General features: G+C 63.3%; 23 protein-coding genes. 7 read left to right on the forward strand and 16 right to left on the reverse strand.

Translation table 11 applies throughout. The features are described 5' to 3' along the window. The first annotated feature begins 484 nt into the window (after positions 1 to 484). Positions 485 to 1,636 carry a branched-chain amino acid ABC transporter substrate-binding protein gene (locus tag P0D70_RS23460; RefSeq protein ID WP_091795092.1) on the forward strand — a complete coding sequence of 384 codons (1,152 nt, stop codon included), beginning with the start codon at positions 485 to 487 and terminating at the stop codon, positions 1,634 to 1,636. Positions 1,637 to 1,699: 63 nt separating this feature from the next. On the opposite strand, the gene P0D70_RS23465 is transcribed toward P0D70_RS23460, so the two are convergent. Next, positions 1,700 to 3,601, reverse strand: a complete 1,902-nt coding sequence (locus tag P0D70_RS23465; RefSeq protein WP_408186208.1) for a DUF3857 domain-containing transglutaminase family protein — start codon at positions 3,599 to 3,601, stop codon at positions 1,700 to 1,702. A 38-nt stretch (positions 3,602 to 3,639) separates the two neighbouring features. After that, entirely contained in the window at positions 3,640 to 4,305 is a 666-nt protein-coding gene (locus tag P0D70_RS23470) for a hypothetical protein (protein WP_408186209.1), read from the reverse strand. 334 nt (positions 4,306 to 4,639) lie between these two features. Between P0D70_RS23470 and P0D70_RS23475 the strand changes: the two genes are divergently transcribed. Further along, positions 4,640 to 4,777, forward strand: coding sequence for a hypothetical protein (locus P0D70_RS23475; protein WP_177204991.1), 138 nt, complete (start codon positions 4,640 to 4,642; stop codon positions 4,775 to 4,777). Between the two features lie 261 nt (positions 4,778 to 5,038). Here P0D70_RS23475 and hutG read toward each other — a convergent pair whose 3' ends face one another. From hutG to P0D70_RS23515, 8 genes are all read right to left on the reverse strand, one after another. After that, on the reverse strand, positions 5,039 to 5,854 hold the full coding sequence (gene hutG, locus P0D70_RS23480) for an N-formylglutamate deformylase (RefSeq protein WP_408186210.1): 816 nt from the start codon (positions 5,852 to 5,854) through the stop codon (positions 5,039 to 5,041). 68 nt (positions 5,855 to 5,922) lie between these two features. Next, complete coding sequence (locus P0D70_RS23485) at positions 5,923 to 7,350, reverse strand: formimidoylglutamate deiminase (RefSeq protein WP_408186211.1); 1,428 nt, start codon at positions 7,348 to 7,350, stop codon at positions 5,923 to 5,925. 10 nt (positions 7,351 to 7,360) lie between these two features. After that, complete coding sequence (hutI, locus tag P0D70_RS23490) at positions 7,361 to 8,584, reverse strand: imidazolonepropionase (RefSeq protein WP_408186212.1); 1,224 nt, start codon at positions 8,582 to 8,584, stop codon at positions 7,361 to 7,363. Positions 8,585 to 8,669: 85 nt separating this feature from the next. Beyond that, positions 8,670 to 9,314, reverse strand: a complete 645-nt coding sequence (locus P0D70_RS23495) for a HutD/Ves family protein (RefSeq protein ID WP_408186213.1) — start codon at positions 9,312 to 9,314, stop codon at positions 8,670 to 8,672. A 2-nt stretch (positions 9,315 to 9,316) separates the two neighbouring features. Then, complete coding sequence (gene hutU / locus P0D70_RS23500) at positions 9,317 to 11,005, reverse strand: urocanate hydratase (protein WP_408186214.1); 1,689 nt, start codon at positions 11,003 to 11,005, stop codon at positions 9,317 to 9,319. Positions 11,006 to 11,066: 61 nt separating this feature from the next. Next, positions 11,067 to 11,762, reverse strand: coding sequence for a histidine utilization transcriptional repressor HutC (hutC, locus tag P0D70_RS23505; RefSeq protein ID WP_091795112.1), 696 nt, complete (start codon positions 11,760 to 11,762; stop codon positions 11,067 to 11,069). Positions 11,763 to 11,786: 24 nt separating this feature from the next. Next, on the reverse strand, positions 11,787 to 13,310 hold the full coding sequence (hutH, locus tag P0D70_RS23510; RefSeq protein WP_091795115.1) for a histidine ammonia-lyase: 1,524 nt from the start codon (positions 13,308 to 13,310) through the stop codon (positions 11,787 to 11,789). 367 nt (positions 13,311 to 13,677) lie between these two features. Further along, the gene (locus P0D70_RS23515) at positions 13,678 to 14,574 is read right to left on the reverse strand and encodes a LysR substrate-binding domain-containing protein (RefSeq protein ID WP_408186215.1); all 897 of its coding nucleotides are present in this window, start codon (positions 14,572 to 14,574) and stop codon (positions 13,678 to 13,680) included. Positions 14,575 to 14,680: 106 nt separating this feature from the next. Here P0D70_RS23515 and P0D70_RS23520 point away from each other — a divergent pair, with 106 nt between their 5' ends. After that, a complete protein-coding gene (locus P0D70_RS23520) occupies positions 14,681 to 15,604 on the forward strand; it encodes an NAD-dependent epimerase/dehydratase family protein (protein WP_408186216.1) in 924 nt (307 codons plus the stop codon). A 109-nt stretch (positions 15,605 to 15,713) separates the two neighbouring features. Continuing rightward, on the forward strand, positions 15,714 to 15,896 hold the full coding sequence (locus P0D70_RS23525) for a hypothetical protein (RefSeq protein ID WP_091795123.1): 183 nt from the start codon (positions 15,714 to 15,716) through the stop codon (positions 15,894 to 15,896). Positions 15,897 to 15,981: 85 nt separating this feature from the next. On the opposite strand, the gene P0D70_RS23530 is transcribed toward P0D70_RS23525, so the two are convergent. Then, positions 15,982 to 17,337: an APC family permease gene (locus tag P0D70_RS23530; protein WP_091795126.1), complete on the reverse strand. Its 1,356-nt coding sequence runs from the start codon at positions 17,335 to 17,337 to the stop codon at positions 15,982 to 15,984. 195 nt (positions 17,338 to 17,532) lie between these two features. Then, positions 17,533 to 18,369, reverse strand: a complete 837-nt coding sequence (locus P0D70_RS23535) for a carbon-nitrogen hydrolase family protein (RefSeq protein WP_408186217.1) — start codon at positions 18,367 to 18,369, stop codon at positions 17,533 to 17,535. A 387-nt stretch (positions 18,370 to 18,756) separates the two neighbouring features. Here P0D70_RS23535 and P0D70_RS23540 point away from each other — a divergent pair, with 387 nt between their 5' ends. Next, positions 18,757 to 19,602: a helix-turn-helix transcriptional regulator gene (locus tag P0D70_RS23540; RefSeq protein ID WP_408186218.1), complete on the forward strand. Its 846-nt coding sequence runs from the start codon at positions 18,757 to 18,759 to the stop codon at positions 19,600 to 19,602. Between the two features lie 53 nt (positions 19,603 to 19,655). Here the strand turns inward: P0D70_RS23540 and P0D70_RS23545 are convergent, their stop codons facing one another. The 4 genes from P0D70_RS23545 to P0D70_RS23560 form a co-directional block, all read right to left on the reverse strand. Next, positions 19,656 to 20,393: a DUF899 domain-containing protein gene (locus P0D70_RS23545; protein WP_408186219.1), complete on the reverse strand. Its 738-nt coding sequence runs from the start codon at positions 20,391 to 20,393 to the stop codon at positions 19,656 to 19,658. A gap of 85 nt (positions 20,394 to 20,478) precedes the next feature. After that, positions 20,479 to 20,817, reverse strand: a complete 339-nt coding sequence (locus P0D70_RS23550; RefSeq protein ID WP_408186220.1) for an SRPBCC family protein — start codon at positions 20,815 to 20,817, stop codon at positions 20,479 to 20,481. Further along, a complete protein-coding gene (locus P0D70_RS23555; protein ID WP_091795140.1) occupies positions 20,814 to 21,239 on the reverse strand; it encodes an ArsR/SmtB family transcription factor in 426 nt (141 codons plus the stop codon). The genes P0D70_RS23550 and P0D70_RS23555 overlap by 4 nt, the downstream gene beginning before the upstream one ends. A gap of 270 nt (positions 21,240 to 21,509) precedes the next feature. Beyond that, positions 21,510 to 22,892: an NCS2 family permease gene (locus P0D70_RS23560; RefSeq protein WP_408186221.1), complete on the reverse strand. Its 1,383-nt coding sequence runs from the start codon at positions 22,890 to 22,892 to the stop codon at positions 21,510 to 21,512. A 463-nt stretch (positions 22,893 to 23,355) separates the two neighbouring features. Here P0D70_RS23560 and P0D70_RS23565 point away from each other — a divergent pair, with 463 nt between their 5' ends. Further along, positions 23,356 to 24,345, forward strand: a complete 990-nt coding sequence (locus P0D70_RS23565) for a PRC-barrel domain-containing protein (RefSeq protein WP_091795146.1) — start codon at positions 23,356 to 23,358, stop codon at positions 24,343 to 24,345. Continuing rightward, positions 24,342 to 25,595, forward strand: coding sequence for an MFS transporter (locus P0D70_RS23570; RefSeq protein WP_091795149.1), 1,254 nt, complete (start codon positions 24,342 to 24,344; stop codon positions 25,593 to 25,595). Before P0D70_RS23565 ends, P0D70_RS23570 begins: the two co-directional genes overlap by 4 nt. The last annotated feature ends 109 nt before the right edge of the window (positions 25,596 to 25,704 follow it).

A 25,704-nucleotide genomic window follows, 5' to 3' on the forward strand; every position in this document is an offset into this window, starting at 1 on the left:
GCTTTAGTTCGGAAGACACACTCTCTGCGGCGCATGCCTGCGGGTTCATTCCCGCCGCTGCGCCGCGGACACCCGGCCGGCGCATTCGCGCCGGTCTCTTAAGCATGTGCCGCAATCCGCACCCTCGCGACGGCATCCACACGCTATCAGCGAATGCGCTGTGCCCGCTGTGCCGAAATGCTCATTCAAAACGCCTTGAACTGCCAAGACGACAGTAAATTGGCTTTCTATATTCGGGCCAGATTGACGCACGGATGAACGCGACTGTGCGCCGGCAAAAGGAATGGGTTCGGGAAGCCCCCTAAGGGACTTCCTTCAGGCGCCTCGAAGGGGGCGTCCTCTGGGCGTATTCCACTATTGTTTATGGCGCCGGATCATCCGTAGTCTCTCGATGCGCGCCGTGAGACGTCCACGCTCGCGCGTCGATCCAGCGTTACTGCCTTGCCGCTTTCACAACCTGAAACTGTCGATGGAAGGAGAGACCATGAGTCTTCGCAACACGCTGAAACCGCTCGCCCTGTTAGTTGGCGCTATCTTCGCCGTCGCGCCGCCGGCCACGTTCGCCGATGATCTGCCGGTGAAGATCGGTTTTGCCGCGCCGCTGACGGGCGCCAACGCCGGCTACGGCAAGGACCTGGAGAACGGCGTCCGGCTCGCGATCGAGGAAGCCAACGCGCAGAAGATCAAGATCGGCGACAAGGTCGCGCAATTCCAGATCGTCTCTCAAGATGACCAGGCCGACCCGCGCATCGGCGTGCAGGCCGCCCAGAAGCTGGTCGACTCGGGCGTTTCCGTCGTGGTGGGCCACTTCAACTCCGGCACGACAATTCCGGCCTCGCAGATCTACGAGCAGTCCGGCATTCCGGTGATCGACCCGGCCGCCACGAATCCGGTCATCACGGGACGCGGCTTCGCGAACACCTTCATGGTGATTTCCACCGACGCGCAAAACGCCGGCAACGCAGGCGTGTATGCCGTGGAAGTGACCAAGGCCAAACGCATCGCGATCATCGACGACCGGACCGCGTTCGGCCAGGGCGAGGCCGACGAGTTCGAGAAAGCAGTGAAAGCGCACGGCGGCAGCATTGTCGCGCGTGAGTACACCGACAATAAAGCGGTCGATTTCAGCACGCAGATCACCAAGCTCAAATCGACCAACGCCGATCTGATTTTCTTCGGCGGACTGGACACGCAGGCCGCCGGCTTTGCGAAGCGCATGAAGCAGTTGAACATGACCGCGCAGTTGGTGGGCGGCGGCGGCGTGATGGATCAGGACTTCATCAAGCTCGCCGGCGATTCGGCTGAAGGCGTGATGGCCTGGGAATACGGACGCCCCCTCGCGCAACTGCCAGGCGGCAAGGATTTCTCGGCGAAGTTCAAGAAGCGTTTCGGCGTGGATATCCTGTCCTACGCACCGTTCGGCTATGACGGCGCATGGGCCGCGATCAAGGCCATGCAGCAGGCCAAATCCAGCTCGCCGAACGACTACCGGCCCGTGCTGAAGGCGATCGATTTCGAAGGCGTGACCGGCAAGATTTCCTTCGATGGCACTGGCGCGCTGAAGAGCGGCGCGTCGACGCTGTACCAGGTCAAGAGTGGGGCCTGGGTGCCGATCGTAACGAAGAGCGGAAGCTAAGATAGGTTCCGGCACGGGTTTCGGGGCGGTGTCCCGCTTTTTGCCCCCGTGCCGGCGCCATCGCTACCGGTTCTTCGAATCGGCGACCTTGACCACCAGGCCGGCATCGAGATCCCGCTCGATTTTCACCAGGTCGTCGTGCATTTCGGCGAATTCATTGGCGGAACACATCTGATGTCCAAAGGCGGCGCGCAGGTGCCGCCTGACCTGCAAGAGGCGCGACACGGGATCGAAAACGTAGCTGGATGAAAACGTCAGAAACCGGTCTTGCACCGCTGTGTCCGCCGGCAAATCCGTCACTCGCACGAAGCGCGGCAGCGTCATTTCCAGCGTCTCGTCGAACTCTCCGCCAATGCACGCCCACGGCTGAGTCCTCGCAGGCTCCGCAAGCCACGCCTGCACCTGCGAACCCATGCCGCCCGCGAAACTCGTCAAAGCGGGTATTGCCGTCGTGCCCTCGGTCCAGACGAAGTGCTCCACGTTCCCTTGCATCGATGTCGCAAACGGTCCCGTCGTCGTGGTGAGATCCGCTGTGCGCAATTGCGCGGTGCCGTGCAAACCCGTCTGCAATAAACGGTTCGCGGCGACCTGCTGCGTGCGTTGCCGCGTCGCGCGACGAAATGTGTTGCGTTCGATCTCCGCGGTGAAACCCGTGTCTTCCACGCGGTAAGCGTAGTGCGCCGCCCCGCTTTCATCGACGTCGATCTGCACGCGCGCATTGCGTTCGCGCAATTGAGTGGCCGGCGTGCGAGACAGGACGCCCTCGCCCACCAGCAACACCGGCCTGTCCATCACGCTCGGCGGCAGATAACCGAACGCCGTGCCGCCGGCTGTCGTATCCGCGAACAACGACAACTCAGGAATCCAGATAATCGCGTGATTGATCGCGCTTGCGCCGTAGCCGGGCACGTCCGGCAAACTGTAGTACGGCCCGAGATTGAGGAGCACCGCTTCGCTGCGGATGCCGAGCGCGGCCAGCAACGCGCCATAGAGCGCGACGTGATCCTTGCAATCGCCATAGCGATTGCGCAGGATATCGATCGCCTTGTGCGGGATCGCCGCTGTCTCGCCGAGAAACAAGGCCACGTAGCGGATATTCAGGCGCATCCAGTCGTACAGCAACTGTGCCTTCACGCGTGGGTCGGCGGTGCCGGCGCTCAGCGCTTGCGCGAGGCGGACAATCGCCGGGTCGCTCATCGTCGCGTCGACCGCGGGCCCGCGATATCGCGCGGCAAAACTCGCGAAGTCCGGCACCGTCGATACCATCAACCGGTCGCCCCAGTTCGCGTAGCCCACCGCGCCCGCTTCGAGCGGCGCATACGGCCCGTGTTGATAGTCGAACTCGTAGCGGGTACGGCCATTTTTCGTGACTGGCGGCACGGCAACGTAGCCGCGCGCGTCGGCATAAAGCGGCACGTCGGCGGGCAGGTCGAAAATCAGGCGTTGAAGTTCGATGGGGTCGCGAGTCGGCTCTACCAGGTACGCGAAGGTGCCCGCCTGCAACGGCTTCGTGCGGGTCTTACGAAACGCCAGATGCACGCGCGAGCCAGGTTCCACGCCCGGGAAGATCACCGTGCGCAACACGCCGTCCTCGAAACTCGGCGCGCCTGCGGAGCGTGGCTCCTGCACGTCGCGAATCGCCTCGGGACCGACCGGACGCGCGACGCCGCCCGCGTCGATGGTCTCGGCGGCCAGCAACTGCACCTGCTCGATGTCCTTGTTGAACCACACGTAGCGTTGCGCGATATCGTCGACGCCGCTCGTCGTGTTGGCGCGCAAGACCGTGTCGTCGTGCTCCTCGACGGAGCCGTCTTTCTGGATCGTGAAGAGATGAACGTCGCGCTCGATCGTGGAGGGCGCGCGATCGTCGCCGGATGCGGTGGACGCGCTATCGTCGGCGAACGCGATGGACAGCGGACACACACCCAGCGCCAACCCGAAGGCCAGCCTGAGAAAGAACGCCATGCCGGCGACGTTGCTACGCCACCTCCTCGCGCGCGGCATCACTCCGTTTCGCCGAGTTGCCCAAGTAAAGCCTGCAACCGCTCCACGTGCCTGAGCAGAAGATGGCGATGTTTTTCGATCTGCTCCAGCCGTCCCGCGAGGTCAGCCTGAATCGGATCGTCGAGATCGGCGGCGGCGATCACGTCTTCCACCTTGGCGCGCATGGACGCCAGTTCCACCGGTGCATGGCTCAGATGCCGCTCGAAACGCCGCACTTCCTGAATCGCCACGTCACGCACTTTGCGAAAGTGTGCCTGACGCCGATGCGTTTCGGCGTCGAGAATTTCTTCTTCGACACGTTTGGCCGGCCCCGGCTGGCCGAAAATCGGCTCGGGCGGCCGCAGCACCGTCTTCTTTCGCACGGGATGCGCCGTGCCGCGAAACCGCGCGAGCGGCTGTTCGTTATCGATCGCCTCGCGCGCATTGGGCGGTATGTCATGCTCGGTGTGCGGTGCGTTCATCCAGCCAGCCGGCAATCCGGTGACCGCTTCGATCCCGCGCACGAATTCCTCGCTGAATTCGCGCTGACCGGACAACATCAGCTTCAGATAGCTCGCGGAGAAGGTCATCATGCGCGCGAGGCGCGACGCCGCACCGACCTCGCGGGTCAACAGCACCAGGTTCGCTCGCCAGACCGGGAGCAGCAATTCGTCGGAATCTTCCATCGCTGGGTCTTCCATTTTTTTGCCCGATGTGAAGATCACGCGCTTACGCGCGTCATCGTTTTGAAAGGGTAGCCGCTTCACGCCATGACGCGCAATCCCGGCATCACATCCCATGCGCGTCGATCTGTCGTTTTTACACGCCACTGCGCGATTTCGCACCGTCGTATGCCAGTCACCGCCCGCGGCGACTCGCGGCGCTCATTGTTGTGAATTGACCCATGCATTTGTCCAGCGTTCCTCCGCTCCGAACGCGCAATGTGGCATGCTTGCGAACCGTTGCGGCACGCGCCGTGCTTCAACGCTAATACCCCAACACCGAATTAAGGATTCTGTAATGAAGAAGTTTGTTCTCACCATCGCCGCTGCCGTCGCCGCTCTGAGCGCCATCGCGCCCGCACAAGCGTATGAGCATCATCACCGCGAATGCCACAAGGTGCACGTCCATCATCATTGGGAAAAGCGCTGCCATTAATGGTGCTGCCATGCCCTAACCGGCGCGGCACGTGGTGAAGCCCCGCTACTCGCGGGGCTTTTTTTCGCCGGCAGGTAGAAGACAGCGCAACGGGTTGGACGCGCTCTATACGTTCTGCGCGAAAACGGCAGCATGCAATCACGGACACATGCTGTTACACCTTTGCGGTGTCAGCCGACGCGGACACGGCTTTGCGCACCTTGCGCAGCACCGTGAACCGAGTGGAAGGAAAGATAAAACGACCGCGCGATAACGCGTGCGTCACGCCGCCTCGACGAGCTCCAACGCTTTCGCGACGAGCGCTTCCAGCAAAGGCTCGACTTTCGCAGCCAGCGTTTCGTCATACGCATACGGCATGTGCTCTTCCATATACGTGATCTGCGACAGTTCGAGCTGCAATGCATGCACGCCTTGCGACGGCTGCCCATACTCGCGCGTGATATACCCACCCTTGAAGCGACCATTGGCAACAGCCGAATAGCCGCCGTCATGTCGCTCGACGAGCGCAGCCATTTCTTCGGCCAATCCCGCCACCGCGCTCGCGCCATTGGACGTGCCGAAGTTGAAATCGGGCAGACGTCCTGCGAAGAAACGTGGCACATGCGAGCGGATCGAATGCGCTTCCCACAGCAGCACCTTGCCGTGTTTCGCTTTCAGCGCTGCAAGTTCTCCTTGCAACGCCTCGTGATACGGCTTCCAGTACGCTTCGCGACGGCGCGCGACTTCAGCTTCAGTCGGCAGTTGGCCGTCGGGATACAACGGTTCCTTGTCGAAGGTATCGACCGGCAGCAGACCGGTCGTGTCCTGCCCCGGATAGAGGTTCGCGCCATCGGGCGGACGGTTCAGGTCGATCACGTAACGCGCGTAGGTCGGCGAAAGAATCGACGCGCCCATGCGTTTTGCGAACGCGTAGAGACGGTCCAGATGCCAGTCGCAATCGTCGGTGCGCCGCGCGACGGGCGTCATCGTCGCGGCGATGTCGGCGGGGATCTGCGTACCCAGATGCGGAATCGAAATGAGGAGCGGCAGGCTTCCCTGATGCAGCGAGAAAACCGGCGTTGGGTTCGAATCAGTCATATCAGTCCGGAATCGATAAGATCGAAGAATCAGTTCAGCGGATCATGCAAGGCGCGCCGGCAGCCGCGTTATTTGAGCAGGTCCGCAAGCGCCACACGATAGCGTGCGTACGCGCCCTCTTCATCGCGATGCCGACGATTGTCCACGACCTTGTCGCCGCCTGCATACACGTCGCGAATCGGTGTTTCGCCATGCTCGCAGAATACAACGCCCGAGAGCCAGGCGTGCGGCGCATGCTCGGCAATGCTCGAATGATCCGCGTCGAGCACGAGCCAATCGGCACGGCAACCCGCCTGCAAGGCGCCAACCGCGCGGCCCGTCGCGCGCGCGCCGCCTTCGAGCGCGGCGTCGTACAGACGGTCGGCGACATGCGTGGTCTGCGCCGACGCCAGCACATTACGCTGCCGGCGCGTGAGACGCTGGCCGTATTCGAGCAAGCGCAGTTCCGCGCGCCAGTCGACGCCGATATGGCTATCCGAGCCCACGCCCATGCGTCCTTGCGCGTCGAGATATTCCTGCGCGGGAAAAATGCCGTCACCGAGGTTGGCTTCGGTCGTCAGGCACAGCCCGGCAACCGCGCCACTCTTCGCGAGTGCCAGCGTTTCGTTCGTGTCGACGTGAGTGGCATGCACGAGGCACCAGCGGCTGTCTACGTCGAAACGATCGAGCAGCCATTGCACCGGACGCGCGCCTTCGGTTTCGAGGCACGCGTCGACTTCAGCGGTCTGCTCGGCAATATGGATATGAACGGGCGCAGTGCTGTCGATGCCGCCGAGCAGCGCGCGCAATGAATCCGCGGATACGGCGCGCAGCGAATGCGGCGCCACGCCGTAGCGCAACGCGGCGCTTTCGGGGCGTGCCGCGCGCAACGTGCCGAGCAGATCGAGCAGACTCTCCGGCGTGTTGATGAAACGCCGCTGATCGTCACGCGGCGCGCGCGAGCCGAAGCCGCCGTACTGATACAGCACCGGCAGCATCGTCATGCCGATACCGCTCGCCGATGCCGCATCCACGACACGTTGCGCGAGTTCCGCCTGATTCGCATAGCGGCCGCCCTCAGGCGTGTGGTGCACGTAGTGAAACTCGCATACCGACGTATAACCCGCCTTCAGCATTTCGATGTACAGCCACTGCGCGACGCTCGCCAGGCCTTCCGGCGTGATGCGCGCGGCAAAGCGATACATCAGGTCGCGCCAGCTCCAGAAGTTGTCCGTAGCGCCCGCGCCGGACGCCGCGCGATATTCGGTGAGACCGGCCATTGCGCGCTGAAACGCATGCGAATGAAGGTTCGGCATGCCAGGCAATACCGGACCGACGGCTTTCTGCACACCGGCGGGCGGCGCGGACGCATCCGGCGTGACGGCTGTCAACGTGCCGTTCGTGTCCCACTCCAGCAGCACGTTGCGACGCCAACCGTCGGGCAGATAAGCATGCTCGGCGAACAGCGATCGTTTCGATTGTGTTTGTGTCTGCGGTTCTGTCTGCGTTTGTGTCATCTCTCAGGTCCTAGCTCAATTCGCGCCGCTTATAAACGGTTTCACCCGCGCGTACGACTTGCGCGCACAACGGACGTCCAATCCAGTAAGCCAGCTCGGCCAGCGAATCGACCGACCACACCGCGAAGTCGGCCGCTCGTCCGGCCTGCAGCGAGCCGTGCCGATCCGCCTTGCCGAGCGCGCGCGCCGCGTGCGAAGTCACGCCTTGCAGCACTTCGGGCACGGTCATGCGGAACAGCGTGGTGGCCATGTTCATCATCAGCAGCAGCGAGGTGGCGGGCGACGTGCCGGGGTTGCTGTCGGTCGAAATCGCAATCGGCACCTCATGGCGCCGCAGCAATTCCAGCGGCGGCAACTGCGTCTCGCGGATGAAGTAATACGCGCCCGGCAGCAACACGGCCACCGTGCCGGCTTCTTTCATCGCAGCCACGCCGGCTTCGTCGAGAAATTCGAGGTGATCGGCGGACAGCGCATGGTGGCGCGCCGCGAGTGCCGTGCCGCCGCCGTTCGACAGCTGCTCGGCATGCATTTTCACGGGCAGCTTGTAACGCTCCGCCGCCTCGAAAACGCGCTCGCTTTGTTCCAGCGAAAAACCGATGCGCTCGCAGAACACATCGACGGCGTCGACGAGACCCTCGCCGGCAAGCGCGGGCAGCATGGTGTTGCAGACTTCGTCGATATACGCGTCGGCGCGGCCGGCGAATTCGGGCGGCAACGCATGCGCGCCGAGAAACGTCGTGTAGACCGTTACCGGATAGCGCTCGCCCAATTTCCGCGCGACGCGCAGCATCTTGCGCTCACTGGCGAGATCGAGGCCATAACCGGACTTGATCTCGATCGTCGTCACGCCTTCGGCAAGCAAGGGTTCGAGCCGCGCGGCCGACTGACGCAGCAGCGAGGCTTCATCCGCGGCACGCGTGGCGCGCACCGTGGAGACAATGCCGCCGCCCTGGCGCGCGATTTCTTCGTAGCTGACGCCCGCGAGGCGCTGCGCGAATTCGTCCGCGCGCTGCCCGCCGTACACGAGGTGCGTGTGGCAATCGACGAGACCCGGCGTGACCCACGCGCCGTGCAGATCTTCGCGCGGCCATGCGGCGTATTCGGCGGGTAAATCGGGGGCCGCGCCGAGCCACACGATCGTGCCGTTTTCAACGGCGAGCGCGGCATCCGGCAGCGTGTGTTGGGGATCGCCCTGCGGGCAAAGTTTCAGGTGATGCCAGACGGTTTGCTTCATCGCGTGCTCTTTGCAGCTTGTTGCGTGTCTGTGGTGGTTCGCATGCGCGCGCCGTGACGGAGCTGGGCGTGCATACGAATCGTCGTCAACGTTGTGCGTAGCGGATGCTGATGGCGAGCAAGGCGCCCTCGCCTTCTACCACGCATGACAGCGCGTTCGGAGTGTCGATGCGCAGCGTGTCGCCGGTTTCGAGCGATAGCGGTTGCGCGGCGCCCGGCGTGACCCGCACGGCGCCTTGCGCGCAGTACAGCAGGACCACGTCGGCGCAAAGCGTGCGCTGCGCTGCGCCGCGCCATACTTCCACCTCACCCTGCGCCGCATCGCGACGCACCATCAGGTTGAAGTCGCGCGTCGCGCCGTCGACAAGGCGCGCGTCGATGTGCGCCTCGCCGGCGAAGCGCGCCATGTCGAGCGCTTGCGTCAACGCGTGTGTCTTCTCGCCGCCGGCTTCGTCGAGTAGCATGCCCGCACCGGACAACAACACGAGCGTGCGATCGATACCGGCAAAGCGCGAGAACGGCCCGGCTTGCGCGACATCGGCAACGCTCACCCGCCACACGAACGCATCGAGCCCCGCGCCTTCGGGAAAAGCCGCCACTTCGCGGGTGACGCCGCCGCCGTTCTTCCACGGCGCCGCCACGAGGTCAGCGCCGCGAATCAGCGTGAGGGTTGCCCCGCTGCCGATTGGCGTGCTGTGAAGCGTGCTGTGAAGCGTGCCGTGAAGCGTCACGATCAGCGGCCCAGCATCGGCAGATTGAGACCGGCCTCGCGCGCCGTTTCCTGTGCGAGTTCATAGCCCGCATCCGCGTGACGCATCACGCCGGTTGCCGGATCGTTGAACAGCACGCGGCCGAGGCGCTCTTTCGCGGCATCCGTGCCGTCCGCGACGATCACGACGCCCGAGTGCTGGCTAAAGCCCATGCCCACGCCGCCGCCGTGATGCAGCGACACCCACGAGGCGCCGCCTGCGGTATTCAGCAGTGCGTTGAGCAGCGGCCAGTCGCTGACCGCGTCAGAACCGTCCTTCATCGATTCGGTTTCGCGATTCGGGCTTGCCACCGAACCGGTGTCGAGGTGATCACGGCCGATCACGATCGGCGCCTTCAGTTCGCCGTTCCTGACCATTTCGTTGAACGCCTGGCCCAAACGATAGCGGTCCTTCACGCCGACCCAGCAGATCCGCGCCGGCAAGCCCTGGAACGCGATACGTTCGCGCGCCATGTCGAGCCAGTTGTGCAGATGCGGATCGTCGGGAATCAATTCCTTGACCTTGGCATCGGTCTTGTAGATATCCTCGGGATCGCCCGACAGCGCGACCCAGCGGAACGGCCCCTTGCCTTCGCAGAACAGCGGCCGGATATACGCCGGCACGAAGCCCGGGAAATCGAAGGCGTTTTCCACACCCATTTCCAGCGCCATCTGACGGATGTTGTTGCCGTAGTCGAGCGTGGCGGCGCCGCGTTCCTGCAGCGTCAGCATGGCTTGCACCTGTTTGGCCATCGACTGCTTGGCCGGCAGGATGATGCTGTCCGGCGCGGTCTTCATCCGCTCACGCCAGTCTTCAACGCTCCAGCCTTGCGGCAGGTAGCCGTGAATCGGATCGTGCGCGCTAGTCTGGTCGGTCACGCAATCCGGCGTGATGCCGCGCGTCACGCACTCGGCGAAGACGTCGGCGGCATTGCCCAGCAGGCCGATCGACACCGGCTTGCCGGCCTGCTTCGCTTCGTCGAGCATGGCGAGCGCTTCGTCGAGCGTCTTCGCCTTTTTATCGACGTAGCGCGTCTTCAGACGGAAGTCGATGCGCGTCTCGTCGCATTCCACCGCGATCATCGAAAAACCGGCCATGGTGGCCGCGAGCGGTTGCGCGCCGCCCATGCCGCCCAGACCGCCGGTCAGAATCCAGCGGCCCTTCGGCTCGCCGTTGAAGTGCTGGTTCGCTACCGAGAAGAACGTCTCGTAGGTGCCCTGCACGATGCCCTGGCTGCCGATGTAAATCCAGCTGCCCGCCGTCATCTGGCCGTACATCATCAGGCCCTTGCGATCGAGTTCGTGGAAGTGTTCCCACGTCGCCCAATGCGGCACCAGATTCGAATTCGCCAGCAACACGCGCGGCGCGTCGGCATGCGTGCGGAACACGCCAACCGGCTTGCCCGATTGAATCAGCAGCGTTTCGTTTTCTTCCAGATCCTTCAGCGACTTGAGAATCTGATCGAAGCAATCCCAGTTGCGCGCGGCACGGCCGATCCCGCCGTACACGACGAGCGCATGCGGATGCTCGGCGACTTCCGGGTCCAGATTGTTCTGGATCATCCGGTACGCGGCTTCCGCGATCCAGGTCTTGCAGGTCTTTTCCGCGCCGCGCGGTGCGCGGATCGTGCGGGTGGGATCAAGACGCGGATCGATGTGTTTCGGGTTGTTCATGATGGCCCTCGGAATGCTTGTAGATAGTCGAAAAAGAATCGGATTCGGAAAAGACGGCGTGTTAGAAGTGTCCGGTAAAGCGATAACGGCTGCCGGGATGCCAGAGATTGGCGATCGAAGCGACCTGGCTTTGCGACCATGTGCGCCGATGCAGCACAAGGCACGGTTCGAGTTCGTCCATGGTCAGCAACTCGCGCGTATCGCCGTCAGCGGCGAGCGCTTCGATGCGATACTCGACGCGCTGCAACGGCGCCACGCGCACGAGATACTGGTTCGGCGTGGTGTTCGTAAAGTCCTGCAACGCGTATTCGGGCGCAACCGCCGGATTGACCCAACGCTCTTCGAGCTGCACCGGCTCGTCGTTTTCAAAATGCAGCACGCGCGAATGAAACACCGGGCTGCCCGCGCTCACCTGCATTTCCTCGGCGAGCGCTTCGTCGGCGATACTCGCGCCGATGTGCAGCACGTTCGCCTGATAGCGATGACCGCGCGCGACGATTTCGTCGGAAATGCTGCGGATCGCCACCAGTGTCGATTCGTACTTGGGACGGGCCACGAAGGTGCCCGAACCTTGCACACGCGTAAGCACCTGCTCCGAAGTCAACTCACGCAATGCGCGGTTGACCGTCATGCGCGCAACGTTGAATTCGCGCGCCAACTCGTTTTCGGAGGGCACCTGGTCGCCTTCGGCCCATTCGCCCGCATGGATGCGCGCGAGGATGAAGTCCTTGATGCCCTGATAGGCCGGTGCGTTCATTGGCTTGATATGCGTGCTTGAGACTTACTGTTCGGACACGAACGAGAACGGGCTCAGCTTCGCGATCGTGCCGTTCTGCACGAGACGCGTGACCGCCGCGATATCCGGTGCGAAGTAGTGGTCGAGCTCGTAATGCGCGACGTCCTTGCGCACTGCGTCCATCGCTTTCTGCAGGCTCGGGCTGGTCTTGTGCGGCGCGCGCAGATCGACGCCTTGCGCGGCGGCGAGCAACTCGATCGACAGAATGTTCGCGGTGTTTTCAGCAATGTCGCCCAGCTTGCGCGCGGCGAACGTTGCCATCGACACGTGGTCTTCCTGATTCGCCGACGTGGGCAGCGAGTCGACCGATGCCGGATGCGCGAGCGTCTTGTTTTCCGAGGCGAGCGCGGCAGCCGTGACGTGAGCGATCATGAAGCCCGAATTCACGCCACCGTCGCGCACGAGGAACGGCGGCAGGCCCGACAGCGTCGCGTCGATCAGCAGCGCGATGCGGCGTTCGGCGAGTGCGCCGATTTCAGCGGCGGCGAGCGCGAGGTTGTCGGCCGCGAAGGCAACCGGCTCCGCGTGGAAGTTGCCGCCCGACAGCACTTCGCCGGTGTCGGGGAAAATCAGCGGATTGTCGGAGACGGCGTTCGCTTCGAGCAGCAGCACGTTGGCGGCGTGGCGCATCTGATCCAGACACGCGCCCATGACTTGCGGCTGGCAGCGCAGGCTGTACGGGTCCTGCACCTTGTCGCAATCGGCGTGCGAGACGTTGATGCCCGAGCCTTGCAACAGCGAGCGGTATGCCTCGGCCGCGTCGATCTGGCCTTGATGGCCGCGCAGTTCGTGAATGCGCGCGTCGAACGGCTTGACCGAACCCATGGCCGCATCCACCGACAACGCGCCCGACACCAGCGCGGTGCGGTACAGGTCTTCAATGGCGAACATGTTGTAGAGCGCGAGCGCGGTCGAAGCCTGCGTGCCGTTCAGCAGCGCCAGACCTTCCTTGGCTTGCAGCGTGAGCGGCTTGAGGCCGACGAGCGCGAGACCTTCGGTGGCCGGCATGCGCTCGCCCTTCGCGAACACTTCGCCGACGCCGAGCAGCACCGCCGACATATGCGCGAGCGGCGCGAGGTCGCCCGATGCGCCGACCGAACCCTTGACCGGAATCACCGGCAGCACGTCGGCGTTGTACAGCGTGATCAGCGCTTCCATCACTTCACGGCGAATGCCCGAATGGCCGCGGCCGAGGCTCGAGAGCTTCAGCGCGATCAGCAGACGCACGACCGGACGCGACATCGGCTCACCCACGCCAACCGCGTGCGAGAGCACCAGGTTGCGCTGCAGCAGTTCGAGCTGGTCGTGCGGAATATGCGTGCTGGCGAGGCGCCCAAAACCCGTGTTGATGCCGTAGGCCGGCTCGCCCTTCGCGGCGATGTCGGCAACGGCTTGCGCGCAGGCGTCGATCGCGGCATGGCTGGCGGGATCGAGTTGCAGCGCGACGTGTTCGCGTGCGATCTGGCGCAGTTGCGGGAGGGTCAGGTGGCCGGGCTTCAGATTCATCATGGTTGTCGTCCTGTCTATACAATTTGAAAGAAGTCTAGCGGCGTCGGCTTGTATATACAACTTGTTTTTGGAGGTTTTGACCTAGGGGTTTCCATTAGGGCGAGATGCAGGCTTGGCTTGGATCTTGCCTTTGCGATGTCTTCAATCGACCACCTGACGTGTAGCGCCTCTCCGCTTCGAAGATCTCAACTTGTATATACACGTTCAAAAAGCGAGGCGCGAGGCGGACAAAAAGATTCCGGCCTCGACCGGTGACGACTCCGCGGCCATAAGAGCGTTATAGCCGAGGCGGCTCGCGGCGTAAAAAAGCCCGCGGACTCTGGCAAGCCGCGGGCTTCGTATCAGGCGGATGAAGGGAATAACGCGCCTAAAGCTTCACGCGCGCCGCGATAAAGTCCAGAAAGCACTGCACGCGCCCCGCCAGCGACGCGCTCTGGTAATACACCGCACTCACCCGCTGCCGCTCGTCGGCGAGCACGTTGCCGAGAATCGGTACGAGACGCTTCTCGCGCACGTCGGCGGCACTCATGAAGTCGGCCAGACAGGCGATGCCCCATCCCGTCAGCGCCAGTTGCCGCAGTGTCTCGCCACTCGACGCGGTGATCGCCGGTTCGATCTTCAGCGTTTCGGAGCCGCCCTTGCGCCCTTCCCGCAACGGCCAGCGATTCAGATGCTCCGGTGCCGTGAAGCCGATCAGCCGATGTTCCCGCAAGGCTTCCACCGATCTGGGTTCGCCATATTCGGCCAGATACGCCGGGCTCGCGAGCACCCGCAGCTTGCTGGTCCCCAACGCACGCGCATGCAAGGTCGAATCCTGCAACTCGCCGATGCGGATCGCGATATCCACCTTCTGCTCCAGCAGATCCACGATCCGTTCGTTGCTGGTCAACTCCAGCCTGATTTCCGGATACAGGGCCGAAAACGCCGTCATATGCGGCGCCACGCAATGCAGCATGAAGGGCGACGCCGCATCGACACGCAAACGCCCCGAGGGCCGCTCGCGGCCGCGCGTGACGGACTCCTCAGCCTCTTCCATCGCGTGCAGGATGGCCCGGGCGCGCTGCAGGAAAGCTTCGCCCTCTTCGGTAAGCTGCAAACGGCGCGTCGTGCGCCGCACCAGCGCCGTATCGAGCTTCTTCTCCAGGCGCGTGAGCGCGCGGCTCACGCCGGAGACCGTTTGGCCCAGTTTTTCCGCAGCCGCGGTGATCGAGCCGCTGTCGATCACCGTGACGAACACCAGCAACTCGTCAGTCGAAGTTTTCATTGTTGATTTCGAATCAAGTTTGATTTGAGACTAACACGCTTTTTGCGAGAATCAAGACGGTGGATACTGCCTGCATGTCATCGTGTTTCTCAACAAGGAGAACGACTTGAAGATTTTCATCACTGGTGCAAGCGGTTTTATCGGCGGGTCCATTGCAGCGCATCTTGCGCGCGCCGGCCACTCCGTCCGCGGTCTGATCCGCAACCCCGAACAGCGCGCCGAGCTGCAACGTCTGGGTATCGAACCCGTCATCGGCACGCTCGACGACAGCGCGTTGCTGATCGCCGAAGCAAAAGCCGCCGACGCCGTCATCAACGCCGCGAGCAGCGACCATGAAGGCGCCGTGAAAGCGTTGATCGAAGGACTCGCCGGGTCCGGCAAAACGTTCCTGCACACGAGCGGTTCGAGCATTGTCGGCGATGCATCGGGCGGCGAAGCGGGTCAGGCGCGTATCTATCACGAAGACGCGCTGCCCACGCCGACCGCCGACAAGGCCGCGCGCGTGGCCATCGATCAACTCGTGCTCGACGCCGCGCAGCAGAACATCCGTTCGGCCGTGCTGTGCAACACGCTGATCTACGGCCACGGTGCGGTGTCCGGCAGCGCGAGCGTGCAATTGCCGCGCCTCGTGCGTCAAACACTGAAGAGCGGCGTGGTGCGCCACGTGGGCAGCGGCGGCAATATCTGGTCGAACGTGCATATCGACGACGTCGCCGAACTGTATCGCCTCGCTCTTGAGAAAACGCCCGCGGGCACCTTCTACTTTGTGGAAAGCGGCGAGGCGTCGTTCCGCGACATGAGCGCCGCGATTGCGCGCACGATGGAGCTCGGCGAACCGCAAGACTGGCCGCTCGAAGAAGCGCAAAAGGAATGGGGCTACGAAATGGCCTCGTATGGCCTCGGCTCGAACAGCCGCGTGCGCGGTGAGCGCGCCCGCAAGCTGCTTGGCTGGCAACCGAAGAGAACTTCCGTGATCGACTGGATCGAGCACGACATGATGTCCGCGAAGAAGGCTTCTACCGCGGCGTAATCCATGTAAGCGCCGCCGTTGCGAATCCGTAAGCTCAACTCGATAGAATCGCGCTCACCTGATCGCGCGGCTCGACAAACCGAGTCGCGCATGAGCCCGGATTTGATCGATGACTATGGCGCTGAATTTCGATTGGCTGACCAATCTGCTGGCGATTCTTTTCGTCGTGGCGTGTCTCTACGATGCACGCTACGACGAATACGGCACGTTGACGCTGTCGGCGGCCGCGATGGGGCTCGTCGTGATGGCGATCGAAGTTTTCCTCAAGCCCGCTTTCGACATGTCGCTTTGAAGCGACAGCGCTTCGCATGTGACGCCGTGCATCGCGACGTCACACCTGTCGCGGTTGCGCGCACAACGAGCGCGCAACCGTTTGATCACACCGCGACTTCCGGCGGCGCCTGGCGAAAGCAGCGCGTAATCCAGCCGAGATAGCACAAGCCCAACACGAACCACACCGCGCCTAGCACCAGCGCCGTCTTCTCCAGACTCACCAGCAGCCACACGTCGGCGAGCGCGCCGGCCAACGGCAACAGCAGCCCGCCGATCACGCCTATCGCGTTCGCACTGCCCCGCGCGTTGAAGAACTGACGGATCACGCACAGATTGACGGCCGTGAACGCAAGGAACGCACCGAAGTTGATGAACGATGTCGAAGTGGCCACATCGAGCTTCAAGGCGACGAGACCGACAGCGCCCGCAATCGCGATGTTCAGCGCCGGCGTCTTGAACTTAGGATGCACGAAACCGAAGATGCGTTTGGGCAGCACTTCGTCACGGCCCATTGCATACAACAGACGTCCCACGCTCGCCTGCGCCGAGATGCCCGAGGCAAACTGCGCGAGAATCAGGCCCGCCAGAAACACCGTGACGAATATATCGCCACCCACTTTGCGCGCGACTTCGAAAGCCGCCGAATCCGGGTCCTTGAACACCGCGCCCGGGTGCGCGAGCTGCACGGTATAGGCCGCGATCACGAAGATCGCGCCGCCGATCAGCGCAATCAGCACGATGGCTCGCGGCATGGTCCTTTCGGGGGCGATGGTTTCTTCAGTCAGCGTCGAGACCGCGTCGAAGCCGAGATACGAATACGCGGCGATCGCCGCGCCCGCCATCGTCGCCGAGAACGGCACGTGCGGTTTGAAGAACGGCTCGGCCGACACGAGACCGCCAGGTCCGGCGGCCGCCGTCACATAGTGGCAGCACAGCACGACGAACAACGCGACGATCGCCAGTTGCACCACCATCAGCACGATGTTGAAGCGGTTCGCGAGTTCGATGCCGAGAATGTTCAACGCACTGGTCAGCACGATAAACGCGACGATCCAGATCCACGCCGGCACGTGCGGGAACGCGGCGCTCAGATACGCTGCGCCGATCAGCCAGATCACCATCGGCAGGAAGAAATAATCGAGCAAGGTGGCCCAGCCGATCATGAAGCCGAGATGCGGGTTGAAGGTCTTGCGCGTGTACGTGTAGGCCGAACCGGCCACCGGAAAGAGCCGCGCCAGTTTGCCGTAGCTGAGCGCGGTGAATACGATCGCGATCAGCGCGATCAGATAGGCGAGCGCCGCGGTGTCCTGGCTGGCGCTCGCCAGCACGCCATAGGTGCCGTAGACGATCAGCGGCGCCATGTAAGCCAGACCGAATAGCAGGACCGACGGCAGGCCGAGTGTGCGCTTCAGGTGCGCGCTGCGTGGGGCCGCGGGTTCGGCGGCGGATGATGAAGTCATACGGTGTCTCCTCTTGCGAATGGGCGAGCATCGTCCCGGGCGCGGCATGGCACGCGCCCCGGTCGAGCCGGGTCGATCGGACTTGCTGGCGGCGCGCGATTCGCGCCGATGGTCTTTGCCTGATGCGCCGGGCAGGTCCGCACCGCCGTTCAGGCGGCATGCCGGCCCGGTCGCGCGTCGGCCTGAACGTTCGCTTCAGCGCGCGCGAATCACGCGCGCACGTTGGCCGTGCGCGCCGTCTTCGGTGGCGAGATCGAGCGCAATGCGCGCGTCGTGCAGATAACGATAATGTTCGCGAGCGCCTTCGAGGCGCGCGCGCTCGAGCGTTGCGCGCAGCACGGTTTCCTGCTGGCCCGCGTCGCACACCACGTCGCCGAATGGATCGATCAATGCTGACTCGCCGGGAAACGTGAGGTTGTCGTCGCCGGAACCGATGCGATTGACTAGCGCGGCGAACATCTGGTTCTCCATGGCGCGCGCCACGATCGCCCGGCGGTGCACCGGCCCGAACGGGTCCATGTTGCCGTTGGTCACAACCAGCAGATCGGCGCCCAGCGACGCAACCGCGCGTGCCGTTTCGGGAAATTCAATGTCGTAGCAGATCAGCAGACCGACCGTCATGCCTTTGAAGCTGCACACTTCGAAACGGTCGCCCGGTTCGAACACGCCGACGTCCGACGCCCAAAGGTGGGTCTTGCGATAACGCAGCGCGATCTCGCCGCGTTCGTCGATCAACACGGTGGTGTTGAAAAAGCGGCTGCCGTCGCGCTCGGCGAGGCCCACCGCAACCGCCACGCGCGCTTCGCGCGCCGCGTCGCGCACGGCGCTCAACGAAGGGCCGTCGATCGGTTCTGCCATTTCGGCAACGTTATGCCGCGTCGGAAAGCCCGACAGCGTGGTTTCGGGAAACACGATCAGATCGGTTTCGGCCGAACGTTGGCCGATGATTTGCAGCACGCGTTGTACATTCGCGCCGCCGACACCTACCGCGCCATCCACGACGGGAATTTGCGCCAGTTCGAGTTGAAGCATTCTGTCTCCTGTCGACCAGAGTTAGTGCTTTAGCACTTACTCTGGTCCCATGCAAAGCGGTCGACCCGAGTTAGCGCTTTAGCGCTTACTCTGGTCCCATGCACAGCGGTCGACCCGAGTTAGCGCTTTAGCGCTTACTCTGGTCCCATGCACAGCGGTCGACCAGAGTTAGCGCTTTAGCTGTCGACCAGAGTTGGCGCTTTAGCGCTTACTCTGGTCCCATGCAGAGCTCTTACTCGGGTCCCATGCAATATTGCTATCCATCCCGATTACCTTCGCGTTGAACGACAGCCGTCCTCGACCACCCCGCGATCAGGTTGGGCCTATTATTACCAGACATATTTTTGTCCGTAATTACCCTGCTGGGTTACCCTCATCGGAGCACGCATGGAACTCGAATGGCGCGATCTGGCCTTTCATCGCGAGATCGGCGCGGTTATCGAAGCCCTCGATAGCACGCAATTCTGGACTCGCCTCACGCGCGCGCTCGAACGTTATGTCGCCTTCGACAATTGGGTCGCATTGCGCTTCACAGCGGGCGAGGCGCCGCTCGTGTGCGCCGAATCGCCGATGCCGGACGGCACCGTCGACACGATGTTCCAGGACTATCTGGCCGCGCTCTACCAACTCGATCCGTTCTATATCGCCGCCACCGAGAAACCCGCATCGGGCTTCGTCACGCTGGCCGATGTCGCACCGGACAACTTCTCGATGACCGATTACTACCAGCGGTACTTCAGAAAGAATATCGTCGGCGACGAGGTGCACTTCAACTACATGATCGACGCGCAACACACGCTAGCCTTTTCGCTCGGCGCGACGCATCGTTATGCCGAGCGCGATCTGGCCGTGCTCGCGCTGTGCGCGCCGTGGGTAATCGCGCTGCTGCGGCAACGCTTGCCCTACGAAGCATTCCACGCTGCGCAGCCAGCCTCCAACGAAGCAGTCGCCGAGACGGTCACGGAATCGCTCGCCGCCACCGACGCCCCCGCCTACGCGGCGCGCTTCGAGCAGGTCGCGTCGGCGGGCGGCCGCGCCTCGCTCACCGCGCGCGAAGTGGAAGTGGCGATGCTGACCTTGAGCGGATTTTCGACGCGCGCCATCGCGGAGAAACTGGCGATCTCGTTCGAGACCGTGCGCGCGCACAAGAAACACATCTATACGAAACTGAACGTCAATTCACAGTCGGAACTGTTCGCGCGGTTCTATGAAGCGGGACGCCAGGGCGCATAACGTCCCGCTCTTTTCTCGAAAGGTTGCGCTAGCGCTGCGTTCTCCGCGCTCTATCAGGAACCGCATGCAGCGCAGCCGCCTTGCGCCTTTTCTTCATAGCGGTCGTGATGCCTGACCCAGTCGGTCAGATTGCTGTCTTCATTGCGGCCCTTCGGCGTGACGTCGAGATGCGCATAGGTATTGATGAAGCGTTCGTCACCGCGTCCATAGCAGGAATACGTGTGATACACGTCGCCGTTCTCGTCCTTGTAGAAGACACTATGGCCGTGTTGTTCGTCGATGCCGACATCGTCCTCGGTGAAGTTGTAGAACGCTTTCTTGCTCGCCAACTCTTCCGGGGTGAACGACACGTGATAATCGAAATTGAAATCACTGCCGTTCGAGGACACCCAAGGGAAGGTCCAGCCCATGCGTTTCCTGAAGCTCTCGATCTTCGCGAGCGGCGCACGCGACACCGTCACGTAAGACACATCGTGATGTTCGAGATGCGTGACGATCCCTGTCATGTGATCCGACAGGAACGAGCAGCCGACGCAGCCCTCCTCCCAATCCGGGCCCAGCATGAAGTGATAGACGATCAACTGGCTGCGCCCGTCGAACAGATCGGTCAGCGTCTTGCGGCCTTGCGGCGTATCGAAGGTATAGGTCTTGTCGATCCTGACCCACGGCAGCGCGCGGCGTTTGCGAGCGAGTTCGTCGCCGGCGCGCATGTGCGCTTTTTCTTCGGCCAGCAATACCCGGCTGGCAGCCAGCCATTCCTCCTGCGAGCCAATACGGTGTTGCGGTTCCATCTGCGTCTCCTTTGCCTGCATCGTGCAGGTCAACAGCACACCCCGAAGGAATTCCCCGTGGGGACTTTGGGGACATGCAAACCACTCAGGCCACGTAGCGTTCGAGCGAATCGATCCCATCTGTCCAGCCGCGACGATGATCTTCGCGCTGAGCTTCGTCGGCAAGACGTTCATGTGTGAGCGTGAGCCACGTGCCGTCACCGTCCGGTTCCAGCAGCAACGTGACCTGCGATTCATGCTCCGGGCTATAGCGCCATACCCACGAGAAAACCAGCTTGCGGTCGGGCACCACCTCCAGATACTGACCGTTGACCTCGACTTCGTTGCCGTCCGGCTTGCGATAGACGATCGCGTAACGCCCGTCGACGCGCACATCCAGTTCCGCGCGCACGACGTCCGCGCCGCCCGGATGCATCCACGTCATGAATTGCGCCGGTTCCGTCCACGCGCGGAAGACTTTGGCGGGCGCGGCGTTGAGACGCCGCTGGAGGGTGAGGCTGGGCTGGGCGGACATGGGCTTTGCTCCTCTTCGACGAAAGCGGCCAGACGATCGAGTGATTCGGACCAGAAGCGCTGATAGCGGCCAAGCCACTCCATGGCTTCCTCCATCGGCCCGGCGCACAGGCGGCACGCGACCGTGCGGCCGGTTTTGCTGCGCGTGATGAGACCCGCCTCGGACAGCACGTCGAGGTGTTTCATCACCGCGGGCAAGGAGATCGCAAACGGCTCTGCGAGTTCGCTGACCGACAGATCCTTCGACGACAGACGCGCGAGCAGCGCCCGCCGTGTCGGATCGGACAGCGCGGCAAAGGTGCGATTCAGTAACGCTTCATCAAACTTAACCATGAGGTTAACTATAGAAACGAAGCGACGAATGTCAAGGACAGGTACGCGTTTTCGCAAAAGCGCACCGCAAGCGGCGTGGGGAATAGGACAAAAAAGATACGCGGCGCACCGCAGATGAAGCCTGCCGCACGCCGCGTCAAGGTGGAGAACAACCGACTACAGGCTCGAGCAATGCGGCCGGTATCGCGCCACGTTGCTCTCGCTTTCCAGCACAAGTTCAATCGCTTGAAGCGCGGCGTCAAGCAACGCCCCGCTCACTGCCTGCAACGGTCAGATCGCCCAACCGCCGAGATAGAAGCCGACCAGCACGATAGCGATGGCAACCGTGCCCACGTTCAGCTTGCGATACTCGCCGCTGACCACACGGCCGATCACGAGCGTCGCGAAGCCGAGCATGATGCCTGTCACGATGTTGGCGGTCAGCACGATGAACACCGCGCACATCAGGCCCGACATGGAGTCGACCATGTCGTCCATATGCAGCTTGCTGACGTTCGAGAGCATCAGCAGGCCGACGTACATCAGCGCGGGGGCCGTCGCATACGAAGGCACGAGGCCGGCGAGCGGCGAGAAGAACATCACCACGAGGAACAGCAGACCGACCACCGCGGCCGCCATACCGGTCTTCGCGCCGGCCGCCACGCCCACCGTCGATTCGATATACGCCGCCGCCGGCGCGCCGCCGAGCAGGCCCGAGAAAATCGAGCTCAGCGAATCGGCCGTCAGCGCGCGGCCACCGTTGATGATGCGGCCGTTTTCATCGAGTTGCCCGGCTTGCCCCGCGACGGCGCGGATCGTGCCCGTCGCGTCGAACACCGCGGTCATCACGAGAGCCAGCACGCTCGGCAGCACTGCCATCGACAACGCGCCCTTGATGTCCATCGCGCCGATCAGCGAAGCGTGACCCGGCGCGCTCAGCGACGGCACGGCGAATACGCTGTGGAACGACACGGCCGGATCGATGGCGAGCGCGATCGCCGAAATCGCCACGATCACGATCAGGATCGAGCCCGGTACGCGGCGGCGCACCAGACCAAAGATGGCCGCGAGTCCCGCCACCGACATCAGCGCCGGCAGCGCCGTGATATTGCCGAGCGACACCGGCAGACCCGCGCCGGGATTCTTCACGACGAGACCCACGTCGTTGGCGGCGATCAGAAGCAGGAACAGGCCGATGCCGATCCCCGTGCCGTGCGCGATGCCTGTGGGCAGATTGCGCAGAATCCATGAACGCACGCCCGTCACCGAGATCGCGGTGAATACGACGCCCATCAGGAACACCGCGCCGAGCGCGACGTTCGGCTGCAGCCCTTTGCCGAGCACGAGGCCGAACGCGGTGAAGGCCGTCAGCGAAATCGCGCAGCCGATCGCGATCGGCAGACGCGCCCACACGCCCATCAGCAGCGAGCCGAAGGCCGTGGTCAGACACACGGCGACGAACACCGCACTCGTGTCGAAGCCCGCTTTGCCGAACATGCCCGGCACGACGAACACGGAATAGACCATCGCGAGGAAGGTCGTGATACCCGCGACGATTTCCTGACGCTGCGAACTGCCGCGTGAAGAGATTTCGAAATAGCGGTCGAGAAAGCCCTTTCCGTCGAATGATTCGGCGCCGACTTCAGAAATCGGTTGGGCGTGGGGTTCCATCATGATGAGTGCCTCCTTTATCAGCGTGCTGAAACGGCCGTCGATACGGCCGCCATCAGGTTCGTCTCGTTGCGTTGATTTAATGTGGGATGTGATCTTTTTTTGCTGTCTCGAAATGTAGGGCAACACAAATATGTCTCCCATCGCATGATTGGCATGCCCGACATGTCGCGACGCTTATATCGTTCAGGGGACGGCAAACCCGCTTCATAGCCCGCGCGTTTACACCTACGGTCTGTCACAAAGATGTGAAAGGGTTTTGAGAGGTTCGACGCGTCTCAATGGACCGCGGCCATGCGACCGTGCGAACAATCGGCCCGGTGCGGCATGAACCATGCTTGGGGCAACCTGTCAGACTGCCTGCAAAACCGGAGCCGCCCAACGTCGCGGGTTACACTCTGGCCCGTACCTGTCTTAACTGCGGCGGCCCACGGGCCGTTCGCACCGGCCCATGGAGTCCTTCTTGATGAGCGGCGGTTTTTCGCGTCCTGCCTGGCGTCTCTTGCTTCTTGCTGTGTTCGCGCTTTTCGCGCTGTCCGGTTGCAGCAGCTTGCTGTGGGGTCCGCAGCAGGCGCCGATCGTGGACGCCACGGTGATGCCGGTCGAACCCGCGAGCGCGCCGGTGGCCGCCTCCGCGCCCGAACCGGTCGAGACCGAAGCGGCCGAGCCCGAGCAGCCGAGAAAGCCGAAGAAACCGGTCGTCAAGCCGCACAAGGTCGAGCCTCCGCCGCCCGTTGTCACGCCCGCGCCACCGCCGCCCCCGCCCGCGCCGCTGATCGTGCTGCGCACCATCGAGCGCAACGAGGCGCGCGCGCTGCTCGACAGCGAAGTGCAGAAGCCCGACGGCAAAGTGGTCGGCCGCGCGGTCGATCTGATCGCGGACGCCGGCGGCAAGCCGCGCGAAATGGTCGTGAATCTGCAGGGTTTCCTGGGGGTCGGCGACCGCAAGGTGAACTTCCCGTGGGGCGCGTTCCGCTTCACGCCGACTGCGAAAACCGCGCCCATCACGCTCAACGCCGCCGCGATTCCGGCGAATGCGGCCAAAGCCGCTGCCGTTTTGCAATTGCCGCTGATCGACGCCACCGTCGAGCGCTCGAACGGCGCCAAGGTCGGCCGCGTGATCGACGTGCTGATCGACGCCAACGCACAGCCGCAGGCGGTCGTGCTCGACGTCAACGGCATGGTCAGCACCGAACGGCGCACGATTGCCGCCAGTTGGTCGGCGCTGCGCTTCGTCACCAAAGACAAGGAACTGCATCCGCTACTCGAGTTGAGCGATGCGCAGATCAACGCGACGCCGCCTTATGCGAGCGACAAGCCGATCCGCGCGGTGTCGCCGGCGCCGCCTCCCGCGCCGGCGCCTGCCCCTGCTCCGGCTTCCGCGCCCGCTGCCGTTGCGGCGCCTGCGGCCGCGGCCACGACCACGGCGGTTTCCAACGCACGGGCGGCCCGATGACAGGCCGCACACTGGTAACAGCGCGCAGCTTGCGCGCGCTCGATTGGCTGAATTTTTTCGTCGCCAACGTGCAAACAGGGTTTGGACCGTTCATCGCGTCCTACCTCGCCTCGCATAAGTGGACGCAGGGCGAGATCGGCATGGCGCTTTCGGTGGGCACGATCAGCGCGATGGTGAGCCAGGTGCCTGGCGGCGCCGCCGTCGATGCGTTGCGCAACAAGAAAGGCGCGGCCGCCTGGGCGATTTTCGCGATCATCCTGAGCGCGGTGCTGCTGGCTGTCAGTCCGACGGTGCTGCCGGTGATCGCCGCCGAGGTGTTTCACGGCTTCGCGAGTTGCATGCTGACGCCGGCGCTCGCCGCGATTTCGTTCGCGCTGGTGGGACGGGCGAATCTCGGCGACCGGCTGGGGCGCAATGCGCGCTGGGCGTCGATCGGCAGCGCGGTCGCGGCCGGACTGATGGGCCTGTTCGGCGAGTACTACTCGCCGCGCGCGGTGTTCTGGCTGACCGCCGCGCTCGCCGTGCCCGCCCTCTTCGCGCTGACGATGATCCAGCGCACCGACACCGTCGAATTACCGAAGGCCGCGCCGACGCCGCAGCAGATCGAACGGCGCGAGAGTCTGCGCGAGTTGCTGCGCGACAAGCGGATGCTGCTGTTCGCGGCGTGCATCGTGCTGTTCCATTTGTCGAATGCGGCGATGCTCAATCTTGCCGCCGGCGAAGTGACGGCCGGCATGGGCGACAACGTGCAACTCGTGATTGCGGCGTGCATCATCGTGCCGCAGGCGATCGTGGCGATCATGTCGCCGTGGGTCGGGCGCTCGGCCGAACGTTGGGGACGTCGGCCGATTCTGCTGCTCGGGTTTTCAGCGCTGCCGATACGGGCGTTGCTGTTTGCCGGAATCAGCAGCCCTTATTTGCTCGTGCCGGTGCAGATGCTCGACGGTTTGAGCGCCGCCGTGTTTGGGGTGATGTTGCCGCTGATTGCCGCCGATGTGGCCGGCGATAAGGGACGCTATAACCTGTGTATCGGATTGTTCGGGTTGGCGGCCGGGATTGGGGCTACGTTGAGTACCACTGCGGCTGGGTTCGTGGCGGATCATTTTGGGAATGCCGTGAGCTTTTTTGGTCTCGCCGCAGCTGGGGCGTTGGCTGTTTTGCTCGTTTGGGCGGCCATGCCGGAGACTCGCGAGGCGGCTGCTGATGGGGAGGCGCCGGTGGCGGATGGGGAGAAGTCGGCAGCTCGGTGATGGTGGTGCTTTTTTGCCTGGCGGCGGTTTGTTTTTTTGTTGTGGTTTTTTGGGGTGTTGGCCTTTCCTTGCTTTGTTAGTGGTCTATTGGCGTTGCCCCTGTGCGGGG

Source organism: Paraburkholderia sp. RL17-381-BIF-C (assembly GCF_046026435.1).
In the GTDB taxonomy this organism is placed as follows: Bacteria; Pseudomonadota; Gammaproteobacteria; order Burkholderiales; family Burkholderiaceae; genus Paraburkholderia.

Bases quoted from the DNA above. Each gene is read 5' to 3' on its own strand.
- P0D70_RS23460 (WP_091795092.1), top strand. From the start codon at position 485: ATGAGTCTTCGCAACACGCTGAAACCGCTCGCCCTGTTAGTTGGCGCT.
- P0D70_RS23465 (WP_408186208.1), bottom strand. From the start codon at position 3,601: ATGGCGTTCTTTCTCAGGCTGGCCTTCGGGTTGGCGCTGGGTGTGTGT.
- P0D70_RS23470 (WP_408186209.1), bottom strand. From the start codon at position 4,305: ATGGAAGATTCCGACGAATTGCTGCTCCCGGTCTGGCGAGCGAACCTG.
- P0D70_RS23475 (WP_177204991.1), top strand. From the start codon at position 4,640: ATGAAGAAGTTTGTTCTCACCATCGCCGCTGCCGTCGCCGCTCTGAGC.
- hutG (WP_408186210.1), bottom strand. From the start codon at position 5,854: ATGACTGATTCGAACCCAACGCCGGTTTTCTCGCTGCATCAGGGAAGC.
- P0D70_RS23485 (WP_408186211.1), bottom strand. From the start codon at position 7,350: ATGACACAAACGCAGACAGAACCGCAGACACAAACACAATCGAAACGA.
- hutI (WP_408186212.1), bottom strand. From the start codon at position 8,584: ATGAAGCAAACCGTCTGGCATCACCTGAAACTTTGCCCGCAGGGCGAT.
- hutU (WP_408186214.1), bottom strand. From the start codon at position 11,005: ATGAACAACCCGAAACACATCGATCCGCGTCTTGATCCCACCCGCACG.
- hutC (WP_091795112.1), bottom strand. From the start codon at position 11,762: ATGAACGCACCGGCCTATCAGGGCATCAAGGACTTCATCCTCGCGCGC.
- hutH (WP_091795115.1), bottom strand. From the start codon at position 13,310: ATGATGAATCTGAAGCCCGGCCACCTGACCCTCCCGCAACTGCGCCAG.
- P0D70_RS23515 (WP_408186215.1), bottom strand. From the start codon at position 14,574: ATGAAAACTTCGACTGACGAGTTGCTGGTGTTCGTCACGGTGATCGAC.
- P0D70_RS23525 (WP_091795123.1), top strand. From the start codon at position 15,714: ATGACTATGGCGCTGAATTTCGATTGGCTGACCAATCTGCTGGCGATT.
- P0D70_RS23530 (WP_091795126.1), bottom strand. From the start codon at position 17,337: ATGACTTCATCATCCGCCGCCGAACCCGCGGCCCCACGCAGCGCGCAC.
- P0D70_RS23535 (WP_408186217.1), bottom strand. From the start codon at position 18,369: ATGCTTCAACTCGAACTGGCGCAAATTCCCGTCGTGGATGGCGCGGTA.
- P0D70_RS23540 (WP_408186218.1), top strand. From the start codon at position 18,757: ATGGAACTCGAATGGCGCGATCTGGCCTTTCATCGCGAGATCGGCGCG.
- P0D70_RS23545 (WP_408186219.1), bottom strand. From the start codon at position 20,393: ATGGAACCGCAACACCGTATTGGCTCGCAGGAGGAATGGCTGGCTGCC.
- P0D70_RS23550 (WP_408186220.1), bottom strand. From the start codon at position 20,817: ATGACGTGGATGCATCCGGGCGGCGCGGACGTCGTGCGCGCGGAACTG.
- P0D70_RS23555 (WP_091795140.1), bottom strand. From the start codon at position 21,239: ATGGTTAAGTTTGATGAAGCGTTACTGAATCGCACCTTTGCCGCGCTG.
- P0D70_RS23560 (WP_408186221.1), bottom strand. From the start codon at position 22,892: ATGATGGAACCCCACGCCCAACCGATTTCTGAAGTCGGCGCCGAATCA.
- P0D70_RS23565 (WP_091795146.1), top strand. From the start codon at position 23,356: ATGAGCGGCGGTTTTTCGCGTCCTGCCTGGCGTCTCTTGCTTCTTGCT.
- P0D70_RS23570 (WP_091795149.1), top strand. From the start codon at position 24,342: ATGACAGGCCGCACACTGGTAACAGCGCGCAGCTTGCGCGCGCTCGAT.